This window comes from Massilia sp. FBCC-B171 (assembly GCF_059134155.1).
Genome location: NZ_CP101443.1, coordinates 4,659,809 through 4,682,812, shown reverse-complemented (window position 1 = coordinate 4,682,812; position 23,004 = coordinate 4,659,809). Strand labels below are relative to the sequence as shown.

General features: G+C 59.4%; 15 protein-coding genes, 2 tRNA genes and 3 rRNA genes. 11 read left to right on the top strand and 9 right to left on the bottom strand.

The window, feature by feature from the left end; all coding sequences use genetic code 11:
* Nucleotides 1-70 precede the first annotated feature (70 nt).
* On the top strand, nt 71-1,936 hold the full coding sequence (locus NMB41_RS21275) for a serine hydrolase domain-containing protein (protein ID WP_494379778.1): 1,866 nt from the start codon (nt 71-73) through the stop codon (nt 1,934-1,936).
* Here the strand turns inward: NMB41_RS21275 and NMB41_RS21270 are convergent.
* The 4 genes from NMB41_RS21270 to NMB41_RS21255 all read right to left on the bottom strand — a co-directional run bounded on the left by NMB41_RS21270 (nt 1,923) and on the right by NMB41_RS21255 (nt 6,558).
* Nucleotides 1,923-2,342, bottom strand: a complete 420-nt coding sequence (locus NMB41_RS21270; protein ID WP_494379777.1) for a DUF2061 domain-containing protein — start codon at nt 2,340-2,342, stop codon at nt 1,923-1,925. The genes NMB41_RS21275 and NMB41_RS21270 overlap by 14 nt on opposite strands.
* Before the next feature lie 372 nt (nt 2,343-2,714).
* On the bottom strand, nt 2,715-3,740 hold the full coding sequence (locus NMB41_RS21265) for an IS110 family RNA-guided transposase (protein WP_494379776.1): 1,026 nt from the start codon (nt 3,738-3,740) through the stop codon (nt 2,715-2,717).
* Nucleotides 3,741-3,858: 118 nt separating this feature from the next.
* The gene (locus NMB41_RS21260; RefSeq protein ID WP_494379775.1) at nt 3,859-5,013 is read right to left on the bottom strand and encodes an OmpA family protein; all 1,155 of its coding nucleotides are present in this window, start codon (nt 5,011-5,013) and stop codon (nt 3,859-3,861) included.
* 27 nt (nt 5,014-5,040) lie between these two features.
* Nucleotides 5,041-6,558, bottom strand: coding sequence for an ice-binding family protein (locus NMB41_RS21255; protein WP_494379774.1), 1,518 nt, complete (start codon nt 6,556-6,558; stop codon nt 5,041-5,043).
* Nucleotides 6,559-6,827: 269 nt separating this feature from the next.
* Between NMB41_RS21255 and NMB41_RS21250 the strand changes: the two genes are divergently transcribed.
* The 10 genes from NMB41_RS21250 to NMB41_RS21205 all read left to right on the top strand — a co-directional run bounded on the left by NMB41_RS21250 (nt 6,828) and on the right by NMB41_RS21205 (nt 18,179).
* Nucleotides 6,828-7,577, top strand: a complete 750-nt coding sequence (locus NMB41_RS21250) for a Crp/Fnr family transcriptional regulator (protein WP_494379773.1) — start codon at nt 6,828-6,830, stop codon at nt 7,575-7,577.
* A gap of 65 nt (nt 7,578-7,642) precedes the next feature.
* Nucleotides 7,643-9,949, top strand: a complete 2,307-nt coding sequence (locus tag NMB41_RS21245) for a PAS domain-containing hybrid sensor histidine kinase/response regulator (protein WP_494379772.1) — start codon at nt 7,643-7,645, stop codon at nt 9,947-9,949.
* A complete protein-coding gene (locus NMB41_RS21240) occupies nt 9,946-10,824 on the top strand; it encodes a response regulator (RefSeq protein WP_494379771.1) in 879 nt (292 codons plus the stop codon). The genes NMB41_RS21245 and NMB41_RS21240 overlap by 4 nt, the downstream gene beginning before the upstream one ends.
* Nucleotides 10,825-11,197: 373 nt before the next feature.
* Nucleotides 11,198-12,730, top strand: a 16S ribosomal RNA gene (locus NMB41_RS21235).
* A 77-nt stretch (nt 12,731-12,807) separates the two neighbouring features.
* A tRNA-Ile gene (locus NMB41_RS21230) sits at nt 12,808-12,884 on the top strand.
* 18 nt (nt 12,885-12,902) lie between these two features.
* Nucleotides 12,903-12,978, top strand: a tRNA-Ala gene (locus tag NMB41_RS21225).
* Between the two features lie 211 nt (nt 12,979-13,189).
* Nucleotides 13,190-16,065: ribosomal RNA gene (locus NMB41_RS21220) — 23S ribosomal RNA — on the top strand.
* A 127-nt stretch (nt 16,066-16,192) separates the two neighbouring features.
* A 5S ribosomal RNA gene (gene rrf / locus NMB41_RS21215) occupies nt 16,193-16,305 on the top strand.
* Together the 16S, 23S and 5S rRNA genes with 2 tRNA genes alongside form the textbook arrangement of a ribosomal RNA operon.
* Nucleotides 16,306-16,678: 373 nt before the next feature.
* Nucleotides 16,679-17,482: a hypothetical protein gene (locus NMB41_RS21210; protein ID WP_494379770.1), complete on the top strand. Its 804-nt coding sequence runs from the start codon at nt 16,679-16,681 to the stop codon at nt 17,480-17,482.
* Nucleotides 17,475-18,179 (top strand): PKD domain-containing protein, encoded by a 705-nt coding sequence (locus NMB41_RS21205; RefSeq protein ID WP_494379769.1) that lies wholly within the window; start codon nt 17,475-17,477, stop codon nt 18,177-18,179. Before NMB41_RS21210 ends, NMB41_RS21205 begins: the two co-directional genes overlap by 8 nt.
* Nucleotides 18,180-18,233: 54 nt before the next feature.
* Here the strand turns inward: NMB41_RS21205 and NMB41_RS21200 are convergent.
* From NMB41_RS21200 to NMB41_RS21180, 5 genes are all read right to left on the bottom strand, one after another.
* Nucleotides 18,234-19,606, bottom strand: a protein-coding gene (locus NMB41_RS21200; protein WP_494378262.1) for an IS3 family transposase whose coding sequence is annotated in 2 segments (ribosomal slippage) — nt 18,234-19,132 and nt 19,132-19,606 — 1,374 coding nt in all. Because the reading frame shifts where the segments join, the coding sequence is not laid out codon by codon here.
* Between the two features lie 135 nt (nt 19,607-19,741).
* Nucleotides 19,742-20,086 carry a DUF1840 domain-containing protein gene (locus tag NMB41_RS21195; RefSeq protein ID WP_494379768.1) on the bottom strand — a complete coding sequence of 115 codons (345 nt, stop codon included), beginning with the start codon at nt 20,084-20,086 and terminating at the stop codon, nt 19,742-19,744.
* Between the two features lie 74 nt (nt 20,087-20,160).
* A complete protein-coding gene (locus NMB41_RS21190) occupies nt 20,161-21,714 on the bottom strand; it encodes a putative ABC transporter permease subunit (protein ID WP_494379767.1) in 1,554 nt (517 codons plus the stop codon).
* On the bottom strand, nt 21,711-22,442 hold the full coding sequence (locus tag NMB41_RS21185; protein WP_494379766.1) for an ABC transporter ATP-binding protein: 732 nt from the start codon (nt 22,440-22,442) through the stop codon (nt 21,711-21,713). The genes NMB41_RS21190 and NMB41_RS21185 overlap by 4 nt, the downstream gene beginning before the upstream one ends.
* A complete protein-coding gene (locus NMB41_RS21180; RefSeq protein ID WP_494379765.1) occupies nt 22,442-22,957 on the bottom strand; it encodes a hypothetical protein in 516 nt (171 codons plus the stop codon). Before NMB41_RS21180 ends, NMB41_RS21185 begins: the two co-directional genes overlap by 1 nt.
* Nucleotides 22,958-23,004: the final 47 nt, after the last annotated feature.

The following is a 23,004-nucleotide window of genomic DNA, read 5'->3' as shown; positions in this document are numbered from 1 at the left end:
TCGTAAACACCGTTCCCTTTTTCGCTCATCGCCTTAGGATTGCAGGCTTGAAGACGAGATAAGGAACAGCATGTCCACCAGAGCGGCAGGTCGCGCATTGCTCACCGCATTATTGCTCACGCTGCTGGTACACGGGGCCGCCTGGCCGGCACGCGCCGCAGCCGCCGGTCCGGCCAGTCAGCTGGATTCCGGCGGGACCTTGCAAGCCGAGATGGCCCATCAACTCGAGTCAGAAAAACTCAATGGCGCGGTGTGGGCACTGGTGACGCCCGACGCCGGCATCCTGACTGGCGCCGCAGGCGTGAAACACGCCGACACGGGCCAGGCGATGACGCGCACGGCCCGCGTCCACGTCGGCTCCGTGGCGAAAACCGTGTTGGCCACCGGCGTGCTGCGCCTGGTTAGCACCGGCAAGCTCTCGCTCGACGCCGAGCTTGCGACCCTGCTGCCGGCGCTACAGTTGAATAATCCGTGGTCGGCGACAGATCCGGTTCGCGTGCGCCATTTGCTCGAGCACACGGCGGGCGTCGAAAACTTCCGCTTCTATCAGATGTTCACCTTGCGCGCAGGTGCCGACACGCCCTTGTCGGCAGCGCTGGGCGCATCACCGCTGACCATCAGCTCGCGGCCGGGAGCGCGCTACGCCTACTCGAATATGAGTTACCACCTGCTGGGCATGGTGATCGAGGCGGTGACGCGCAGCCGCTACGAACACCATCTCGATACCGAACTGCTGCAGCCGCTCGGAATGACGGACAGTACCTTCGCGTTTACGGTCCAGACCGGCCCTGGCGCCGATCCGCGCCTGGCGATGGGGCATTTCGAGAATGGCGTTGCCCAGCCGGCCGTTCCGATTTACGCGCGGCCACCTGTCCAGTTCACGACGACCGCGGCCGACATGGGACGCCTGGCGCAATTTCTGATGGGCGACGGCACAGTCGCAGGCCGGCCCTTCATCGCCGCCCAGCTGCTGGCCCTGCTGGGCGGCGCACATGGTACCGACGCCGCGCGTGCCGGCTTGCCTGTCGGGCACGGCCTCGCGCTGGCGACGCGCGACCGCCATCAGGTCATCGGCGATTGCCACCCCGGCACCAGCATCGGCTTTCGCGCGATGTTTTGCCTGTATCCACGCGAGCGCAAGGCATTTTTTGTCGCGGTGAATGCAGACGTCGAGGAAGCCGATTACGACAAGCTCAACCAACCCCTGATCGGCGCGCTGCGGCTGGCGCGGCCGGGGGAGCCGGGTATTGCGCCGCCACCGCCGGACGGAATCGCGGACTGGAACGGCATCTACGTGCCCGCATGGAATGCGGTGGCCAGCCTGGCCTGGGTCGATACCGTGTTCAACACTGTCGACGTACGCTGGGACGGCAAGCTGCTCCAGCTCGCGCCGCTGCAGGGCAAGCACGCCAGTCTGCGCCCGGCCGGCGGCATGCTGTTCCAGGCCGGCGGCCGGATCGCGCCTTCGCATGTCCTGTTCACCGTCGACGGCGAACGCCGGCTCAGCGACGGCCTGCGCACCTACCGCAAGGTGCCGCTCGCAACGATGCTGTGGCTGTGGAGCAGCGCCGCGCTGGGCGTCGCCGGCCTGTTGTATGTCCTGGTGAGGGGAGGGTGGCTGCTGGTGCGCGGCCGCTTACGGACAACGAGCACGCTCAGCCTGCCCCTGGTGGCAGCGCTCCTGCTGTTCGTTCCTATCCCATTCTTTCTCCGCCAGTCCTTCCTGGCCCTGGGCGACCTGACCATGGCGAGCGGACTGCTTGCCTTTGCTACCGCTGCGCTGCTTCCAGCCATGGTGTATGGCCAAGTACGGCTCTTGATGCGGCCCGCGACGATCCGGCGCCCGGCGCTCGACTGCGCCGCCTTGCTCGCTGTGACGCAATGGACGATCGTGCTTGCCGCGTGGGGAATGCTCCCCTTCGTCATGTGGCGATAGGGGCGCAGCCACTGGCCTGGACGCCGCGTGCGAAGCTGTCCCACAGGCGGTCGTGTACCGGCAACACGAGCACATTGCACACCGGTTCGAGCAGCGCGGCGATGCCACCCAGCGCTGCCGATCCGGTCGCGACATACATGACGCCGAAGGCGACGCCCGCATGCAGTCCCGTCTGGCTGAATTTTTCGGCCGCGAGGACCAGGTAACGCGCGCCTGCATTGGCTGCCTTGCCGCCCCATCGCGCCCACGCCGCTTCATGCAGGGGCAGCAGCAACACATTAATCACCGGTTCGACCAGCACTGCGAGGCCACTCAAGGCTGCCGACCCGGTCAGCGCGTAGGCAAGCGCATAGGCAATGCCCATGTGGGTGGCAACCTGGCTGACTCTTTTTGCTGCGGTAATCATCACTGCTCCCGTCCTCGACACTCAGGAGCCAATGATAGTGATTCTCATCCGCGCACGAAAGCAAATTGATTTTACTGTTTCGATAAATAAAAACTATCTGTTTCCTGGCGACGTAAAAATCTATGGTCACCCTCCTTTTTGCAACCCTGATTTTTGTATGATGTAGTGGCTTGCTCAAATCTATCCGGCGTCTGTTTGGAGACTTGCTCCGCGCCACGATGAGAGTCGCGCCTGTCGGTCCTAAAAAACCGCTCGGCTTGCAAGAGCCGGATTTTTCGTCAGGTTATCCGTCAGGCCGGTGTGCCGTTCACGTCATCCAATTTCAGCAGTCGCAAAACCAGGTAGGTGTTCAAAAGCAAGTGCAAGAGGCCGTCATGATGGCATGACGGCCTCTTGTCGTTTAAATTCCGTGTGATGTGCAGCGATCGCCCAGGCCGTGCGCGCCAGCTTGTTGGCCAGGGCGCAGGCAACGACATTCGAGTGCCGACGCATCAGCATGGAGCGTACCCAAGGCGCCATGCGGTCGGTCTGGCGCTCCAGGCGCTGCATGTACGCTCGGGCGCATTGCACGAGCAGGCGCCGGATGTTCTTGTCGCCGCGTTTGCTGATGCCGAGCAGGCTATTTTTCCCACCCGTGCTGTACTGCCGCGGCACCAAGCCGATCGATGCGGCGAAGTCGCGGCCACAGTGGTAGTGCTTGCCATCGCCCACTTCGGCAGCAAGTACGCTGGCCGTGATCGGACCCACGCCCGGTATCGACATCAGGCGCTGCCCCAGGTCGTCGTCCTGCAGTTGCCGGCCCAGCTCCTTCTCGATATCGGCGATCTGCTCGTCGAGATATTTGAAATGGCTGTGTAGCCGCTCGAGCAAGGCCACCAGCCGCGCTGGCAGAGCTTGCTCCGCCAGCGCGGAAGGCAGATGTCGAATCGCGGCATGGCCGACCGGCAGGCTAATGCCGAACTCGAGAAGAAATCCATGAATCTGGTTGCTTGCCTTGACGCGCTCGCGCACCAGCGTTTCGCGCACCCTGTGCAGTGCCGACAGGCATTGCTGGGATTCGGTTTTCGGTGTCACGAAACGCATGGAAGGACGGCAGGCAGCCTCGCAGATAGCTTCGGCGTCGATGAAGTCGTTCTTGTTGCTCTTGACGAAGGGACGCACGAATTGCGGCGAGATCAGTTTGACCTCATGGCCGTAACCAGCCAGCAACCGGGCCATGTGATGGGCGCCGGCGCACGCTTCCATCACGACTGTGCAAACATGGAATTTGGCAAGGAACTCGATCAGCTGCTTGCGGCTGAATTTCTTGCGCAGCAGGGCTTTACCTTGGCGATCCTGGCCATGCACATGAAAGCTGTGCTTGCCGAGGTCGATGCCGATGAGCGTGACGTCTTGCATGATGGCCTCCGTCCAGAAAGAACAACACCCTACAAGTCTAGTAACTTATAGGGTGGAGGGTGACCATCTCATTAACCGCCTCGGCTTGCGCCGGGCGGTTTTTTGAAGGAAGGCTGATTTAACGGGTAACGGTACGGGTGCCGACCACTTCGATCGTCACACGGCGGTTCTTCGCGCGGCCTTCGGCGCTGGTGTTGTCGGCGATCGGCTGGGCTTCACCCTTGCCTTCGGTGTACAAGCGCGCCTGGTCCAGTCCTTTCGATACCAGGTAAGCCTTGACCGCATCGGCACGGCGCAAGGACAGCTTCTCGTTGTAGGCGTTCGAGCCGACCGAGTCGGTGTGTCCGATGGCGATCATGACTTCGGTGTTCATGCCCTGCAGCTTCGCCATCAAATCGTCGAGCGCCGCCTTGCCATCCGGTTTGACGACCGCCTTGTCGAAATCGAACAGCGCCTCGGCTGCGAACGACACCTTTTCCGACACGGGCGTCGGTTGCGCGACAGGGGCTGCCGGAACAACGCGCGCTTCTTCCTGGACAGCGACCGGCGCCGCCGGTGCAATGTAGGCCCTGGCCGGAGGACGGCCAAACTTGTAGACCAGGCTGACGGAGGCGAGGTCGACCTCGCCACGGTTACCGACCGCGTCATTCAGGCGATAGCGCTCGACTTCCCCGCGCACTGCCAATGCTTCGCTCAGCTTGTATTCCAGTCCCAGCCCGACCTTCGCGTTGCCCCGGCTTTCACGCGCCGGATTCGGATTGCTGACCGCATTGAGGCGGTTACCGCTGAAGTGCGTAGTAGTCCTTGCATACTGCACACCCGCGCGGCCCAGCAGCGACAGGCGTTCGGTCAGCGGCAGCTGGCCAACGAGGTCCAGGTTCACACCGCGGAACCCGGCTTCGCCGCGCAGTACGCCGTTGCCGGACGTCGTCGCTGCGAAATCGAACTTGCCGAGGTCAAAATATCCGGCTTCAACCGCGAAATACCGGTTCAGTTGCTTGCCGGCGAACAACTTGACGCCCAGTTCGCGCTCGTCAGCAGTAAAGCTGGTCACGCTGGCGCCGTTTGCGCTCAGGCTGCGGCGCAGGCGCGCCTCATCGATATTCGCGCGTGACTGGCCCACGCCTGCACCCATGTACCAGGCGCTGTTGGCCCAGTCGGGATTGATGAAAGTTGCATCTGCGGGTGCCGTCTCCGGGCTTGCCGCCTGGGCCGTCATCATGGTCGCGCAGGCGAGGGCGACCAGAGTCGCGAGTTTGATTGAAGTTTTCATGATCCTGTTTTTCTCGGATAAGCCGGATTATTTTGTGATTTGGTTATTGCGCAGGGTGACAGCAGCGCCCGACAGCACGCGGCCGTTCAGCAGCGTGGTGTTGTCGCCCACCGTAATGGCGGCGGACTTGCCCAGGATCGAACCTTTGAAGGCGCTGTTGGCGCCCAGCGTGCTTGGGCCAACCGGCACCCAGATCACGTTGTCGGCGGTCGCACCGTTGGTCAGGGCAATGGTCGAGTTGGCCGTGGTGTTGAGCGTCAGTGCCGTACGGAACAGGAACAAGCCTGGACCGTTCAGGGTCAGCGTTCCGGTCACACTGATCGCACCGCTGTAGCAATACACGCCTGGAGCGAGCACCAGGCCGCCGAGGTCGATGTCGCCGGCGAAAGTGACGTCGCAGATGCGGCTTTCGGCATCGGTAATCGCGGTCTGCAGGTCGGCCAGTGCGTTGGCCAGCACGGCGCCCGACTTGTAGTTCGTGAAACCAGCCGCCTGGACAGGATCGGTGGTCTGCGAAGGCGAACCGACGTCGCCGGTCACAAAGGTCGTGCCGCCCGAATTGTTGGTCAGCGAGGTACCAGCCAGCACGCCGAAGGTCGCTGCGCTGCGCAGGTCGATCGATGCCGAGACCGGTGGCATCGCAGTCGCCGTCACCGTCAGGTTTGCGCTGGCAGATTGCCCGCGGCTGCTGGCCGTGATGGTGGTCGTGCCGACAGTGACGCCGGTTGCCGCACCAGTGCCCAGCACGGTAGCAATGCCGGTATCTGCCGAGGTCCAGGTAGCGGTGTTAGTAATGACCACGTTCGAGTTATCCGAGAAGGTACCGATCGCGACAAACTGCTGCGCGGCGCCGATGGCAACCGAGGCGTTTCCAGGTATCACCGCAATGCTCGACAGGGTGGCAGTGTTGGTCGTGGCCGTCGCCAGCGCGGTCTTGCCGGCAAACGTGGCGGTGATGGTGGAGGTACCCGGAGACACATAGGTCATCAGGCCGGTGCTGCCGACGGCAACCAGCGCCGGTGTGGCGGACACAAACGCGCTGCTGGCCGTCACGTCGCGCACCGATCCGTCCGAATAGGTGCCGAACGTAGCCAGCTGGCGTGTGGCGCCGGCGGGGAAGGTCGTCGTTGCCGGCGTGACTGCCAGCGACATGAGTGCCGCAGGAACGACGGTCAGGGTTGTGTTGCCCGTCTTGCCTTCGAAGGCAGCCGCGATGGCCGCGCTGCCCTGGGTGACGCCGACAGCGATCCCGCTGGCAGCGTTGACAGTAGCGACTGCAGGCGTTGCCGAGGTCCAGGCAGCGCTGCGGGTCACATCGCGCACCGAGCCGTCGGAATAGGCGGCGGTTGCAGTAAATTGTTGGGTGAGGCCAATTGCCACCGACGGGGCTGCAGGCGTTACCGCGATGCTGACAAGGTTCGCAGCAGGAACCCCGAGGATAGGATCACGGCCCTGGTCGCCGCCGCCGCAACCGGCGACGAGCGCGGCGCCGATAAATCCGGCGGAGCAGAGCAGTATGTTTGTGTAGCGTTTCAAGATATTCATCTTTTACTTTCGTGTTGGGTACCGTTTTCGCCGCTTGCCCGCATGGGTTTATGCAGACAGGTAAAAACATGGGAGGGCGCATGCCTCAGCGCTTCCGGGATGAACTATTACCGTTCGGCATCTCGCACTCCGTTCGGTAGCGCGCATAGCAACCGATACACAACGCATTGCGACAGATATTTTCCAGAGCGCAAGATATAAAAAATGTTTACATCTAACCGTGCTACCCTTTCCGGCTATCTGCAGCGAGTCAGCAAGAAAATTACCAAATGCCACATATGCAAGACCCAAACCAAAACCACCTGCTCGCTGCCTTGCTCGACGCCGAGTTCGACCGCCTTTCTCCTCATCTTGAATCGATACCGCTGCGCCTCGGCGATGTGCTGTGCGAATCCGGCGGCACACTGGACTATGTTGTCTTCCCGACGACGGCGATCATCTCGCTTCACTACCTGCTGGAAAACGGCGGTTCGTCCGAGGTTGCCGGCGTCGGCAACGAAGGCATGCTGGGCGTGGCACTCTTCATGGGCGGCGGCAGTACCCCAAGCCGGGCCGTGATCCAGACCGGCGGTTATGGCTATCGCCTGCCGGTGCGCATCCTGATGGAAGAATTCAACCGCGCCGGCCCGGTCATGCGCCTGTTGCTGCGCTACACGCAGGCGCTGCTGACCCATATGTCGCAGACCTCGGTATGCAACCGCCACCACACGGTGGAACAGCAGTTGTGCCGCTGGCTGCTGCTGACGCTCGACCGCCTGGGGTCGCACGAACTGACCATGACCCAGGAACTGATCTCCAACATGCTCGGCGTGCGCCGCGAGGGCGTCACCGAAGCCGCCGGGCGCCTGCAGGCACGTGGCCATATCAGTTACCGGCGCGGCCACATCACGGTGCTCGACCGCGCCGGCCTCGAGCAGCATGTGTGCGAATGCTACGGCGTGGTGAAGAAAGAGTTTGGCCGCCTGCTGTCGGACGTCCGCAATCGCCAGCCTGCGCCGCTTGCTGCCCGCACGGCCTGAGGCGCGGCTCGCCGCCACCTGTCGCGCCAGGGTGGCGCTCATTGTTCGATCATCGGATCAAGGTCATGTCGGTCATTAAAAATTATTCGAGCGAGCGGCTGGTCGCGATCGGCTTCTCCGCGACCTTGCTGGTCTTGCTGTGGGTCGGTGTGCTCGCCCTCCTGCACGAGGACAGCGGCGATCGCCTCGCTGTGCTCATCCTTTCCAGCATCGGCTTGTTACTGTGCTTTCTGAGCGGCTTGCTGCTGCTCGCGAAGCGCCAGGCACGCCTGCAGGCGGCACGGGAAGCGGCGGCAGTGCCGCTGATGAAAGCCGGCGCCTTGCAGGACGCGATTTTCAACAGCGTGAATTTTTCAAGTATCGCGACCGATGCGCAGGGCGTGATCCAGATCTTCAATGTCGGCGCCGAGCGCATGCTGGGCTATCGCGCCGCCGACGTGGTCGACAAGCTCACGCCTGCCGATATTTCGGATGCCCAGGAGCTGATCGTGCGGGCGGGAGCGCTCAGCGACGAGTTCACCACGACGATCCGTCCCGGCTTCGAAGCCCTGGTGTACAAGGCCATGCGCGGTATCGAAGACATTTACGACCTGACCTATCTGCGCGCAGACGGCACGCGCCTGCCCGCGCTGGTATCGGTCACGGCCTTGCATGGCCCGGATGGCCGGCTGATCGGCTTCCTGCTGATCGGCACCGACAACACGGCGCGCAAGCAGGTGGAAGCCGAACAGGCCTTGCTCGACCAGCGCCTGCGCGACCAGCAGTTCTATACCCGTTCGCTGATCGAATCGAATATCGACCCGCTGATCACGACGGATCCGCGTGGCACCATCAGCGACGTCAACCAGCAAATGGAAATGCTGACCGGGCGCACCCGGGACGAGCTCATCGGCGCGCCCTTCATGAGCTGTTTTACCGAGCCCCAGCGTGCCGATGAAGCGATCACGCGGGTACTGCACGAAAGCAAAGTAACCAACTACGAACTGACGGCACTGGCACGCGACGGCAAGCAAACCGTGGTGTCGTTCAATGCCACCACTTTTCACGACCGCGACCGCAAACTGCAGGGTGTGTTTGCCGCCGCCCGCGACGTTACCGAGCGCAAGCACTTCGAACACGCGCAACAGGAGACCAATGCCGAGCTGCAGGCCGCGCGTGAAGCGGCCGAGAAGGCCAACCGCGCCAAGTCCGAATTCCTGTCGAGCATGAGCCATGAGCTGCGTACGCCGCTCAATGCCGTGCTGGGCTTTGCCCAGCTGATGGCGTCCGAAGTACCGGCGCCACCGGCGCGCCAGCAGCGTTCGATCGACCAGATCCTGAAAGGCGGCTGGTACTTGCTGCGCCTGATCAACGAAATTCTCGACCTGGCGATGATCGAGTCGGGGAAGGTGACGATGTCCCAGGAGCCGATGTCGATGACCGACGTGCTGCAGGACTGCAAGGGAATGATCGAGCCCCAGGCAAGCAAGCGTGGCATCTCCATGACCTTCCCGAGTTTCGACAAGGTCTTCTACATCCACGCCGATCGCACGCGCGTCAAGCAAGTGATGATCAACCTGTTGTCCAACGCGATCAAGTACAACGCCAGCGGGGGCAGTGTCATCGTCCAGTGCATGGCGCGCGGCAGCGACCGTGTCCGCATCTGCGTCAAGGACACGGGCACGGGATTGTCGGCGGACCAGCTGGCGCTGCTGTTCCAGCCTTTCAACCGACTCGGCCAGGAAGATGGCGGCGAGGAGGGTACCGGCATCGGCCTGGTCGTCACCAAGCAGCTCGTCGAACTGATGGGTGGGCAGATTGGCGTCGAGAGCGCGGTCGGAGTCGGCACGGTGTTCTGGGTGGAGTTCGCGTCGGCGCAGGTGCCGGCACTTGAAAACATCGAGGAAGCGGTGCTGGAGCGCCGCCAGTTGCTGACGCCTGACGCGCACGAACAGCCGACGCTGTTATACGTCGAAGACAATCCCGCCAACCTGGCCCTGATCGAACAGCTGATCGCACGCCGCGGCGACCTGAAACTGGTCACGGCGATCGATGCTTACCTCGGCATCGAACTGGCCCGCGCCTACTTGCCCGATGTGATCCTCATGGACATCAACCTGCCCGGCATGAGCGGTTATGGCGCACTCAAGGTATTGCGCGACGATCCTTTGACAGCCCATATCCCTGTGTTGGCGCTCTCTGCCAACGCGGTCCCGCGCGATATTGAAAAGGGGCTCGAGGCAGGGTTCTTCCGTTATCTCACCAAGCCTATCCGTGTACGCGAGTTCATGGACGCGCTTGACGTCGCATTGCATCACGCAGCCGAACACGACTCAGGTCGACCCGCACGACTGGCTAGCCCAGTACCCCAGCACACAGAGGAAACGCCATGATAGAAGTCTCCGAGTTACTCAACGCCAGCATCCTGATCGTCGACGATCAGGAAGCCAATGTCACGCTGCTTGAACTGATGCTGCGCAATGAGGGCTATACCAACATTACGACCACGCAGGAGCCGCGTGAAGTGGCCGGCCTGCATGCGGAGAAGCAGTTCGATCTGATCCTGCTTGACCTGCAAATGCCGGAGATGGACGGATTCGAAGTCATGGAGGCGCTCAAGAAGGATAAGGCCGAAAGCTATCTCCCGGTGCTGGTGCTGACTGCCCAGCCGGCCCACAAGCTGCGCGCCCTCCAGGCCGGCGCGAAGGATTTCGTCAGCAAGCCCTTCGACTTTGTGGAAATACAGACCCGCATTCGCAACATGCTCGAGGTTCGCGTGCTGTATCGCAAGCTCGGCGACCACAACCTCGTGCTCGAGCAAAAGGTTCTCGAGCGCACGGCCGAGCTGCGCGAGAGCATGGAGCGTTTCCAGCGCTTTACCGAACTGTCGTCCGACTGGTACTGGGAGCAGGATGCCAGCGGCAAGCTGACCCAGTTCTCCGGTCCGGTCGAAGAGATGCTTGGTATTGGCCACAACGCGACGGTGGAGGAGCTCGAGGCGGCCGGCTGGAATGTGCAGCAGCGCGCCGAGCTGGGTGAAAAAATCGCCAATCGCGAGCCCTTCCTCGATTTCATTTACAGCCGCACGCTGAGCGACGGCAGCGTCCAGTACATGCAGGTGAGCTGCGAACCGATCTTCGACAGTGCCAGCGCATTCGCCGGCTACCGCGGTATCGGACTCGACATCACCCACCGGATGGCGCGCGAACAGGAGCAGGGTAAGGGATCGTCGCAGCCCTCTTGCGAAATGCAATCGCTTTTGCTATAGTTCGCCTCCTGCTGAAAACGACAACGAAATCAAGTAGTTGTGTTGACAGAAGGAACCGCAAAATTCTGCGGTGTAGCAAAAAAGAGGTTGACGAGAATCATGAAAAGCTTCATACTCTTCTTCCTCTGCTGCTGACGAACAAAACGATTCGCAGAACACAGCAAGGCAGTTCCAAACAAGTTCTTTAAAAATTAACAGTCGATAAGTGTGGGCGTTTGATGAAGGTGCCAGTGACTTCGGTCACTGATTACTTAAATTATCAAATGTTCACAAAAAAAGAAATACGTTGTCTCAGCAATGAGATAGCGGTCAGTATTTTGAGTGAGCGACCCGCTAGCAATAGCGGTGGCAGCAATGCCAACAAACAGAGATTAAACTGAAGAGTTTGATCCTGGCTCAGATTGAACGCTGGCGGCATGCTTTACACATGCAAGTCGAACGGCAGCGCGGGGCAACCTGGCGGCGAGTGGCGAACGGGTGAGTAATATATCGGAACGTACCCAAGAGTGGGGGATAACGTAGCGAAAGTTACGCTAATACCGCATACGATCTAAGGATGAAAGTGGGGGATCGCAAGACCTCATGCTCCTGGAGCGGCCGATATCTGATTAGCTAGTTGGTAGGGTAAAGGCCTACCAAGGCTACGATCAGTAGCTGGTCTGAGAGGACGACCAGCCACACTGGAACTGAGACACGGTCCAGACTCCTACGGGAGGCAGCAGTGGGGAATTTTGGACAATGGGCGCAAGCCTGATCCAGCAATGCCGCGTGAGTGAAGAAGGCCTTCGGGTTGTAAAGCTCTTTTGTCAGGGAAGAAACGGTGGGAGCTAATATCTCCTACTAATGACGGTACCTGAAGAATAAGCACCGGCTAACTACGTGCCAGCAGCCGCGGTAATACGTAGGGTGCAAGCGTTAATCGGAATTACTGGGCGTAAAGCGTGCGCAGGCGGTTTTGTAAGTCTGTCGTGAAAGCCCCGGGCTCAACCTGGGAATTGCGATGGAGACTGCAAGGCTTGAATCTGGCAGAGGGGGGTAGAATTCCACGTGTAGCAGTGAAATGCGTAGAGATGTGGAGGAACACCGATGGCGAAGGCAGCCCCCTGGGTCAAGATTGACGCTCATGCACGAAAGCGTGGGGAGCAAACAGGATTAGATACCCTGGTAGTCCACGCCCTAAACGATGTCTACTAGTTGTCGGGTTTTAATTAACTTGGTAACGCAGCTAACGCGTGAAGTAGACCGCCTGGGGAGTACGGTCGCAAGATTAAAACTCAAAGGAATTGACGGGGACCCGCACAAGCGGTGGATGATGTGGATTAATTCGATGCAACGCGAAAAACCTTACCTACCCTTGACATGTACGGAAGCCACGAGAGATCGAGGTGTGCTCGAAAGAGAACCGTAACACAGGTGCTGCATGGCTGTCGTCAGCTCGTGTCGTGAGATGTTGGGTTAAGTCCCGCAACGAGCGCAACCCTTGTCATTAGTTGCTACATTCAGTTGAGCACTCTAATGAGACTGCCGGTGACAAACCGGAGGAAGGTGGGGATGACGTCAAGTCCTCATGGCCCTTATGGGTAGGGCTTCACACGTCATACAATGGTACATACAGAGGGCCGCCAACCCGCGAGGGGGAGCTAATCCCAGAAAGTGTATCGTAGTCCGGATCGCAGTCTGCAACTCGACTGCGTGAAGTTGGAATCGCTAGTAATCGCGGATCAGCATGTCGCGGTGAATACGTTCCCGGGTCTTGTACACACCGCCCGTCACACCATGGGAGCGGGTTTTACCAGAAGTAGGTAGCTTAACCGCAAGGGGGGCGCTTACCACGGTAGGATTCGTGACTGGGGTGAAGTCGTAACAAGGTAGCCGTATCGGAAGGTGCGGCTGGATCACCTCCTTTCTAGAGTAGCACCGGAGACGAAAGTCTCATCATTAAACGTCCACACTTATCGACTGTTGAACAAAGAACACAGTTTCGGGGCTGTAGCTCAGCTGGTTAGAGCACCGTGTTGATAACGCGGGGGTCGTTGGTTCGAGTCCAACCAGCCCTACCAAGTTATTGGCATACCCAAGGGGGATTAGCTCAGCTGGGAGAGCACCTGCTTTGCAAGCAGGGGGTCGTCGGTTCGATCCCGTCATCCTCCACCAAAAGCCTAAACTTAAGTCGTTAGATTTACGTTTAGTCTTTTCGAGATTAACTGTTGTTCTGTTCTTTAACAATCTGGAAGAAGTAAAGTTTTATTGAGTACGCACGACAGCGCGTGCTCAGGGTAGTAGTACAAATCAGCAAACATGCAACAAGCTGTACTCTTATTCTTATAAACGCTTCCTGGTTAGTCGCCAGGAGCTAACGTTATAGGGACAAGCGAATAAGTGCACATGGTGGATGCCTTGGCGATTACAGGCGATGAAGGACGTAGTAGCTTGCGATAAGCTGCGGGGAGCGAGCAAACACGCTTTGATCCGCAGATTTCCGAATGGGGAAACCCGGCCTTTTAGGTCATTGCATGCTGAATACATAGGCATGCAAAGCGAACGCGGCGAACTGAAACATCTAAGTAGCTGCAGGAAAAGAAATCAACCGAGATTCCCAAAGTAGTGGCGAGCGAAATGGGAAGAGCCTGTACGTGATAGTCGATTGGATAGTGGAACAACCTGGAAATGTTGGCCATAGAGGGTGATAGCCCCTTACACGAAATCCGAACGGTGATACTAAGCGTACGACAAGTAGGGCGGGACACGAGAAATCCTGTCTGAACATGGGGGGACCATCCTCCAAGGCTAAATACTCGTAATCGACCGATAGTGAACCAGTACCGTGAGGGAAAGGCGAAAAGAACCCCGGGAGGGGAGTGAAATAGATCCTGAAACCGTGTGCATACAAACAGTCGGAGCGGACTTGTTCCGTGACGGCGTACCTTTTGTATAATGGGTCAGCGACTTACATTCAGTGGCGAGGTTAACCGAATAGGGGAGCCGTAGAGAAATCGAGTCCGAACAGGGCGACAGTCGCTGGGTGTAGACCCGAAACCAAGTGATCTACCCATGGCCAGGATGAAGGTGCGGTAACACGCCCTGGAGGTCCGAACCCACTAATGTTGAAAAATTAGGGGATGAGCTGTGGGTAGGGGTGAAAGGCTAAACAAACTTGGAAATAGCTGGTTCTCTCCGAAAACTATTTAGGTAGTGCCTCAAGTATCACCATCGGGGGTAGAGCACTGTTATGGCTAGGGGCTCATTGCGAGTTACCAAACCATTGCAAACTCCGAATACCGATGAGTGCGAGCTTGGGAGACAGACGTCGGGTGCTAACGTCCGGCGTCAAGAGGGAAACAACCCAGACCGCCAGCTAAGGTCCCAAAGATTGGCTAAGTGGAAAACGAAGTGGGAAGGCTAAAACAGTCAGGATGTTGGCTTAGAAGCAGCCACCATTTAAAGAAAGCGTAATAGCTCACTGATCGAGTCGTCCTGCGCGGAAGATGTAACGGGGCTAAGCCAGTCACCGAAGCTGCGGATATCCTTTATTGGATATGGTAGGAGAGCGTTCTGTAAGCCTGCGAAGGTGTCTTGTGAAGGATGCTGGAGGTATCAGAAGTGCGAATGCTGACATGAGTAGCGATAATGGGGGTGAAAAGCCTCCACGCCGTAAGCCCAAGGTTTCCTGTTCAACGTTCATCGGAGCAGGGTGAGTCGGCCCCTAAGGCGAGGCAGAGATGCGTAGCTGATGGGAAGCAGGTTAATATTCCTGCACCGTCGTATGATGCGATGGGGGGACGGATCGCGGAAGGTTGTCTGACTGTTGGAATAGTCAGTTTCTGCTTCATAGAAGGCGCTTAGGCAAATCCGGGCGCGGAATTCAAGGGAGTGGGACGAGCGGCTTTATGCTGCGAAGCAATCGGAAGTGGTTCCAAGAAAAGCCTCTAAGCTTCAGTCATACGAGACCGTACCGCAAACCGACACAGGTGGGCGAGATGAGTATTCTAAGGCGCTTGAGAGAACTCGGGAGAAGGAACTCGGCAAATTGGTACCGTAACTTCGGGAAAAGGTACGCCCTTGTAGTTTGACCACTTTACTGTGGAAGGATGAACGGGTTGCAATAAACTGGTGGCTGCGACTGTTTAATAAAAACACAGCACTCTGCAAACACGAAAGTGGACGTATAGGGTGTGACGCCTGCCCGGTGCTGGAAGATTAAATGATGGGGTGCAAGCTCTTGATTGAAGTCCCAGTAAACGGCGGCCGTAACTATAACGGTCCTAAGGTAGCGAAATTCCTTGTCGGGTAAGTTCCGACCTGCACGAATGGCGTAACGATGGCCACACTGTCTCCTCCCGAGACTCAGCGAAGTTGAAATGTTTGTGATGATGCAATCTACCCGCGGCTAGACGGAAAGACCCCATGAACCTTTACTGTAGCTTTGCATTGGACTTTGAACCAATCTGTGTAGGATAGGTGGGAGGCTTTGAAGCGGGGACGCCAGTTCTCGTGGAGCCATCCTTGAAATACCACCCTGGTTTGTTTGAGGTTCTAACCTTGGTCCGTTATCCGGATCGGGGACAGTGCATGGTAGGCAGTTTGACTGGGGCGGTCTCCTCCTAAAGTGTAACGGAGGAGTTCGAAGGTACGCTAGGTACGGTCGGACATCGTGCTAATAGTGCAATGGCATAAGCGTGCTTAACTGCGAGACCGACAAGTCGAGCAGGTACGAAAGTAGGACATAGTGATCCGGTGGTTCTGTATGGAAGGGCCATCGCTCAACGGATAAAAGGTACTCTGGGGATAACAGGCTGATTCCTCCCAAGAGTTCATATCGACGGGGGAGTTTGGCACCTCGATGTCGGCTCATCACATCCTGGGGCTGTAGCCGGTCCCAAGGGTATGGCTGTTCGCCATTTAAAGTGGTACGTGAGCTGGGTTTAAAACGTCGTGAGACAGTTTGGTCCCTATCTGCCGTGGGCGTTGGAAATTTGAAGGGGGCTGCTCCTAGTACGAGAGGACCGGAGTGGACGAACCTCTGGTGTACCGGTTGTCACGCCAGTGGCATTGCCGGGTAGCTAAGTTCGGAAGAGATAACCGCTGAAAGCATCTAAGCGGGAAACTTGCCTTGAGATGAGATTTCCCGGAGCCTTGAGCTCCTTGAAGGGTCGTTCGAGACCAGGACGTTGATAGGCTGGGTGTGGAAGTGCAGTAATGCATTAAGCTAACCAGTACTAATTGCCCGTACGGCTTGTCCCTATAACCTTAGCAGGTTATAAAAGTAAGATTACAGTGCTGTTTGTTGATATGCACGACTACCAAAAACCTACTTCTTCCAGATTCAGAGCCTTGTTCGCACCAGCGAACACAGCTCGTACAAGTTATGCCTGATGACCATAGCAAGTCGGTCCCACCCCTTCCCATCCCGAACAGGACCGTGAAACGACTTTGCGCCGATGATAGTGCTGCAACCAGTGTGAAAGTAGGTTATCGTCAGGCTAGTTATATGTTGTAGAGAAAAACCCCCACCAGCCTATGCGCGCTCAAGATCGCGCATAGTGCAGATGGGGGTTTTTTTTCGCCTCATGGTTTCTGGTGCATGGATTTTTTTTGGCTTGCTCCAAGTACAGATAGCGAAATGAAATTCCAGTAGTGGACTTCGCATGGCGTTTTCATGTTTGAGATCCACTTCATCAGCATCCTTCCCGCCTGCCGTAAAAATCGCGCTCGAAAGACGCCCATGCCTGCATGGCTGTTGAGCTAAGCCAGTGGCCGGCTATGCCTTCGGCATAGTCTGGGCTTACACATTTGCCTGGTCTTCTCCAATAAATCCAGGTCGAAAATGTGTCCTGTGCTAACTACGGAGGAAGGTATGTGCATACATACCGGCATTCGCGCCAAAGGCAATTTCTGGCAGCGAAACCTCGTGCATTTACTTACTGCGCTGTTCAGCTACGCCCTGGCAGCGCTGGCAGCGCCGGCAATGGCGGCCCCCTCTACGTCGCCTGTTTTACCGGCGACAACGTATAGGGTGATCCCCTTATCGAATGAACTCGTCTTCGGACTCGCTATCAATGCCAAAGGGCAGGTGGCATTCACGGAGTTCACGAATGTCTCGCGTGCCAGATTCTACGACGGTAATACGTTTCACGACATTGGCGGACCAGATACCGATGCCCAGGCGCTCAACGATCGCGGACAGGTCACCGGCCGGTCTCAAGACCGCACATTCCGCTGGAGCCTGGCGACCGGCCTGGTCAACCTTGATACATCGCCCCAGGGCAGTTCTTTCGGTCTCGCGATCAATGAAAAGGGGCAAATCGCCGGCGAGGCCTTGCTAGACGTTGAGCGCAATCAACATTACGCCGTCTTGTGGCCTTCGCGAACCGGCCTGGTCAATCTCGGCAATCTCGGCGGACGGTCACGCGCCCTTGCACTCAATGAATCCGGCACAGTGGTTGGCTTTTCGCGCACTGGTCCAGGGCTGGATAACACCATGAGTATTGCGTTCAGGTGGACGGCGGCCGAGGGAATGCGCCCGCTCGGCACCTTGCCGAGCGCGGCTTCGCAAGCGAACGACGTGAATGAGGCGGGAATATATCGTCGGCGCTACGCCGCTTGTGCCGGGCGGACCCGAGCATGCGTTTTTGTGGACACCCAAAACAGGGTTGCATGACCTCGGCACCGGCACCGGCATTCGCTCGAACGCCACACACATTAACGACAAGGGAACGGTCATCGGCAACATCGTCGGCAGAATGAGTGGCGCTTTCTTCACGCATGGTTTCGTTTGGACCCGGGAGCACGGCCTCATTGAAATCGGGCTCGGTTTGTTCAGCGCCAACGCCAACGACGTGAATGCGCACGGCCAGGTGGTCGGCCGCATTGATTCGAGTGCCTATGTGTGGACGCGCGCCACTGGCGTCGTCGACCTGAATACCCGCATTTCCGATGCGCCTCCAGGCTTCAGGGCGTTCGAGGCACGCGTCATCTCCGACAACGGTTCGATCGTTGCCAACTCGAACGCGGGATTGGTCCTGCTGGTGCCGAACGCGCCCGCTTCCCATCAGGCGCCGGTGCTGGGCCCGCTTACCTCGACTGGAACCGCCTGCGTTAACGGCCTGCTCTCCTTCTCGGCCAACTTCACGGACGTCGACCGCAACGATGTCCACAAGGCCAGCTGGTCCTGGGGTGACGGTAGCCAGGAAACGGGCGCCGTGAGCGAAAAATATGGAAGCGGCAGCGTGAGCGGCCAGCACGTGTACCGCAAAGCCGGCAAGTACACGGTCAAGCTTACCGTCACCGACAGCAGCGGCAAGAGTAGGGCTGTGCAGCGCACCGTGGACGTGTGCTGGTGTCCGCATGGCAGGTGACGTGAAAAAAGCCCGGCAGCTGTGAACTGACCCCATAAAGTTGGACGGTTAAATCTAGTCAGCTGCAAAGGGCTGGGTTCTGTATTGAACAGGACTCAGCCCTTTTAGCTTCATCTTGATGCGGTCGTAATTGTAGTAGCGGATGTAGTTCTTGAGACCGGTTTGCAGTTCGTCGACGCTGCTGAATTTGTTCAGGTAGAAAAACTCCGACTTCAGCACGGCAAAGAAGCTTTCCATGGCGGCGTTGTCCAGGCAGTTCCCCTTGCGTGACATGCTCTGCTCGACGCTCTTCTGCCTTAAGGCCCGTTGGTAGGCCGACATTCGATACTGCCACCCTTGGTCCGAATGCAAGATCGGCTGGTCTCCCGGGTTGAGCTTTTTCAGCGCCTTTTTGAGCATGCTGCCTACCAGGCTAAATTCAGGCCGCTTGGCGGTCTCGAAAGCGATGATCTCGCCGTTGTACAAATCCATGACCGGGGACAAATACAATTTTTCGCCGGCCACATTGAACTCGGTGACGTCAGTCACCCATTTCTGATTGATGCACGTGGCCTCGAAGCGCCTTTGCAGAACATTTGGCGCAGCACTGCCCACTTCTCCTTTGTACGAGCGGTATTTCTTGGGTCGAACCAGTGACTTCAGGCCGAGCTTACCCATCAGGCTTTGCACCGTCTTGTGATTGACCTTCGTACCAAGCTGTCGAATGGCTGCCGTCACGCGCCGGTAGCCATAGCGCCCTTTGTGGCGGGCGAAGAGCGTACCGATCTGCGTTTTCAAGGCTTCGTACTTATCGCCCGTCTGAGCTATTTTCTGTTGATAGTAGAAGGTGCTGCGCGCCAAACCAGCCAGCTTCAGCAGGCCGGCAAGAGGGAAGTGTCGCCTCAGTTCAATGACTACTTGCGCTTTTTGCGCGTTGTCGTCCGCTGCTGTTGCTGCGCTTGAACCAAGGCTCTCAACTTTTTTAGGTAAGCTACCTCCATGCGCAGCTGGTTCACCTCAGCGACCAACTCTTCATGGGTACGGCCAGCTGCATCAGGCAGCGCTTCTGTTTTTGTATCCGGCACTTGAGGCATTTTCTTTGAACGGCCGCGCTTGCGCGGCGTCAGCGTTTCTAGACCGCCCGCATCATAACAGCGCTTCCATCGTCCGATGCATCCAGCGCTGCGAATATTGAATAACGCAGCAGCCTCCGCATTAGAAAGCTCATCGGCCCGCATGCGCTGTATCACTTCAAGTCGGAACTGTGCACTGTAATGGCTGAACTTCTTCTTCAGCCCATCAGCCCCATGGGCGCGGTACAGCTTCACCCAAGTCTCCAGGCTCTTGCGTGGGACATCGTGCAACTCGGCCAGCCGCTGATACCCCATCGTCCCGTGCAGATACTCGCGGACGACTTTGAGCTTGAGTTGCTCATCGTATTTCGTCATGAAAAACCCCCAAAAGTTGTGTCCAACTTTTGGGGGTCAGTTCACTGCGCTGGCGGGCTTTTCGTCATGTAGCGGCCGTCACGATCGTGAGGGCATGGAAGTAATCAGGAGCTGCTTCCACCGATGGGACGAGGGTCACACACCCCAGAGGATGTCGCACTTGTGGTCGCGCGCAGCACGCAGCATCTCGAGCATCGGGTAAGCCCGCGTCGAGAAGGTGACCATTTGCACTTGCTCGTGATCCGGATCGTCGTCGTCCTCGCCGCGATGCGCCTTGATGTCCTGCTCGACTGCTTCAGTCGGCGCGTGCTTGCGGCTTTCTTCGATCTCGTGCTCGAGCAATGCCACGGCACGCTCGGCTTCCGCCGAGGTGATGACACCCATCTCCGGCGCCTTGTTGAGCAGGTCCAGAATGCGCTTCGCGTGATCCTGGTACATCATCACGTCGGGGGACGCTCTACTTTTGAAAGTGATTAACATAATGAGGCCTCGTGGTTTTTCGTCATAACTAAACGATAACACGAGTGGGGAGTGCGGTCACCTTGCGCACGCTATTAGCGCATGCGTTGTCGCAGCAGCCAGGCCAGGACCAGGGACCCGAGCGCAAGCGCTGCGGCGGCGCCCAGGCCGCCGGCAAGGCCGATACCGATCGGTGCGGCAGTGAACGCGCGCGGCAGGAGCAGCGCCAGCGCCCCCCAGGAGAGCAGACTGCACAGTTCGAGCAGGCGCGTCGAAACACTGCGGCTGTTGCGGTTCTTGAATTCACCACGCACTGCCGGCCGCCCCGTCCAACTATTGACCAGCGCCGCGCCCAGCACGGCGCCGCAGACGGTCGCCACCGTCAAGGCGCCGGCCAGTGGCGCGCGCACCGTCAACCACAGCAGCGGCAGGGCAAGCAGTGCAAACACCGGCAGCACGGCGGCGGCCAGTTTCGCCCTGCGTACCGTGCCGGCCTTTGCCGGCGCGCCTTGCAGCAGGTCGGGCGCATCTTCCGCCAGCAAGATAATCCAGGCCAGCGAGGCACTGAGCGAGCCGGCCAGCATCGTCAAGCCGCCCGCAACGGCCCACAGCTGCACGGCATCCTTCCGGAACACGATCAGGGATAGCGGCAGCAGGTACAGCAGCTGCAGCAGTACTTGTGAGATCAGGTGCGGGTCGCGCCGGACCAGGCGCCACTCCTTGACGATGACGGCCGCCGCCAGGCTGCGGTCGAAGCGATAGGGTACCGCGCCGGTGCGCCTGGACACGCGCGCGCTGCCCGCCGCCAGCTGCAGGCCGCGCACGAAAAAACGGTGCGTCGAGTGAACCGTCAACAGCGCCGCGAACACGCCCATGGCTGCGATGACGCCAACCGCGGCCGCGTCACCCAGCGCCGCGCGCGCCGGCAGCAGCAGCGCGCTGCCCGCATCGAGCGACTGCGCTGCCGCCATTACGCGCGCCATGGCCGAGGTCGCCGGACCGTTCTCCTGCGACATGAGGGTTCCGGCTTGCGACAGCAGAAACAGGAAGGCCCCGGCCAGGGCGCCAAGCACCTGGGCCACGACGCGGGTGCGGCGCGCACCAAGCAGGCGCACCAGCGTCAGCGTGAGCAGCATCGCCAGTGAGGCCGCCAGCACCGCCATGGCGAACAGGACGGGATAGATGGACAGCCAGCGCAGTTGTCCCAGCACCAGGCCTGCGTGCGCGAAGGGTGTCAGGAAGAACAGGTAGAAGCCGGCCACACCAAAGGCCATGCCGGCCAGCTTGACGCCGAAGATGCTGCGCGAAGGCAGGGGCGAGGACAGCAGCAAGTCAAGGTCGCCCCGGTCGAACAGGGTCTCCACGCTTGCCTTCAAGGCGCTCGACAACATGAACAGGAAGGTTGTCAGCAGGAGCGCGCTCACCACAACCACGAACTGCTGCGGCGCGAGACCGCCGGCCGGGCCGACGGCGCGCAGCAGGGCGAATACCGCGGCGTGCAGGCCGAGCCAGACCAGCAGGGCGCCGCCCAGCACGCGCCAGTTCGCCTTGCGCGGCGCGCCTCCCTTGCCCGCAGCCAGGGTCGTGAACCAGAACAAGCGCAGTTCGTGGCGCAGCAGCCAGAGCGTAGAGCCGGGCCGCAGCTTCACCCCGGCCCCGTCAGGCGCAGGAAGGTCTCTTCCAGCGTCGCGCCGGGCGTTGCCACGCGCAACTCGTCGAGTGTGCCCTCGGCAATGAGCCGCCCATGCTGGATGATGCCGATCCGCTGCGCCAGCCGCTCGGCTACTTCCAGGATATGCGTCGTCAGGATCACCGTGCCCCCGCCGGCCACGTGGGACAGCAGCAGATCCTTTACCTGGCGCGCGGCGCCGGCATCGAGCCCGGTCAATGGTTCGTCGAGAATGAGCAGCTCCGGCGCGTGGATCAGCGCGCCTGCCAGGGCCAGCTTTTGCTTCATGCCGCGCGAAAAGCCTTCGGTCAGTTCATGTGCGTGCTTGTCCAGGTCGAGCCAGGCGAGCAGCTCGCGCGCACGCGGCTCGGCCGAGCTGGCATCGACGCCCCACAGTCCGGCGACGAATTCCAGGTATTCGACGGGCTTGAGCTTCCCATACAACATCGGGTCGTCCGGCAAATACGCCATCCTGCGCTTGGCCGCAGCCGGGTCGAGCGCGAGGTCGATACCCAGCACCTCGATCCGGCCCGCAGTGGGCGCCAGCAAACCGGCAACCATGCGCAAGGTCGTCGTCTTGCCCGCACCGTTAGGCCCGAGCAGCGCATACAACTCGCCGCGCTTCACGGTCAGGTCGAGGCCATCGACTGCCGGCCGTCCGAAATGCTTGCTCAGCCCGGTCAGTACCAGCGCAGGACCCGCCGCCATCACAGCAGTTTGAACGACGAAATGAACTGGTCGGTGTGTTCGGACGACATGGCATTCGCCTTGCCCATCACGATCACCTGGTAGAAGCGCGTGCCGTGCGCCTCGAAATGGCCGCGCAGCTTCATCGGCTGGCCATTCGCGGTACCCACTGCATCGACGTCGACGGCGGCGTCACTGCCGGTGGCGGCCGCGCTTTCGCGCTCGACCTTGGCGCCGATGTTGCGCACGAGTGCCGTCTTCATGGCGCCGACTGCCGCCTGGGCACGCGCCGCGTCGGGTGCGACCCCGGTGCCGACGGCGAAGATCACGCCTTCGACCTCGGCGGCCGTCATCGTGATGTCCACCTGCATGCCATCGAGGTCGACGCTGCGCGTGTGCGTCGCCGGCTTGGCAGGGAACATGACCCGGTAGGGCGCATCGGTACTGCTGTAGTCGCGCCAGTTATAGGTCGGGTTGCAGCCGGAGAGAAACAGCGCGACAGCAAACGGCAGCGCACAAAATAATCGTTTTTGCATGGATCGATGGTAGCAGGGCGGCTGCCCGGGCGCTAGCTGAGCACATC

Coding starts and splice junctions, on each gene's coding strand:
- NMB41_RS21275 (WP_494379778.1), top strand. CDS start 71: ATGTCCACCAGAGCGGCAGGTCGCGCATTGCTCACCGCATTATTGCTC.
- NMB41_RS21270 (WP_494379777.1), bottom strand. CDS start 2,342: ATGATTACCGCAGCAAAAAGAGTCAGCCAGGTTGCCACCCACATGGGC.
- NMB41_RS21265 (WP_494379776.1), bottom strand. CDS start 3,740: ATGCAAGACGTCACGCTCATCGGCATCGACCTCGGCAAGCACAGCTTT.
- NMB41_RS21260 (WP_494379775.1), bottom strand. CDS start 5,013: ATGAAAACTTCAATCAAACTCGCGACTCTGGTCGCCCTCGCCTGCGCG.
- NMB41_RS21255 (WP_494379774.1), bottom strand. CDS start 6,558: ATGAATATCTTGAAACGCTACACAAACATACTGCTCTGCTCCGCCGGA.
- NMB41_RS21250 (WP_494379773.1), top strand. CDS start 6,828: ATGCCACATATGCAAGACCCAAACCAAAACCACCTGCTCGCTGCCTTG.
- NMB41_RS21245 (WP_494379772.1), top strand. CDS start 7,643: ATGTCGGTCATTAAAAATTATTCGAGCGAGCGGCTGGTCGCGATCGGC.
- NMB41_RS21240 (WP_494379771.1), top strand. CDS start 9,946: ATGATAGAAGTCTCCGAGTTACTCAACGCCAGCATCCTGATCGTCGAC.
- NMB41_RS21210 (WP_494379770.1), top strand. CDS start 16,679: ATGTGCATACATACCGGCATTCGCGCCAAAGGCAATTTCTGGCAGCGA.
- NMB41_RS21195 (WP_494379768.1), bottom strand. CDS start 20,086: ATGTTAATCACTTTCAAAAGTAGAGCGTCCCCCGACGTGATGATGTAC.
- NMB41_RS21185 (WP_494379766.1), bottom strand. CDS start 22,442: ATGGCGGCGGGTCCTGCGCTGGTACTGACCGGGCTGAGCAAGCATTTC.
- NMB41_RS21180 (WP_494379765.1), bottom strand. CDS start 22,957: ATGCAAAAACGATTATTTTGTGCGCTGCCGTTTGCTGTCGCGCTGTTT.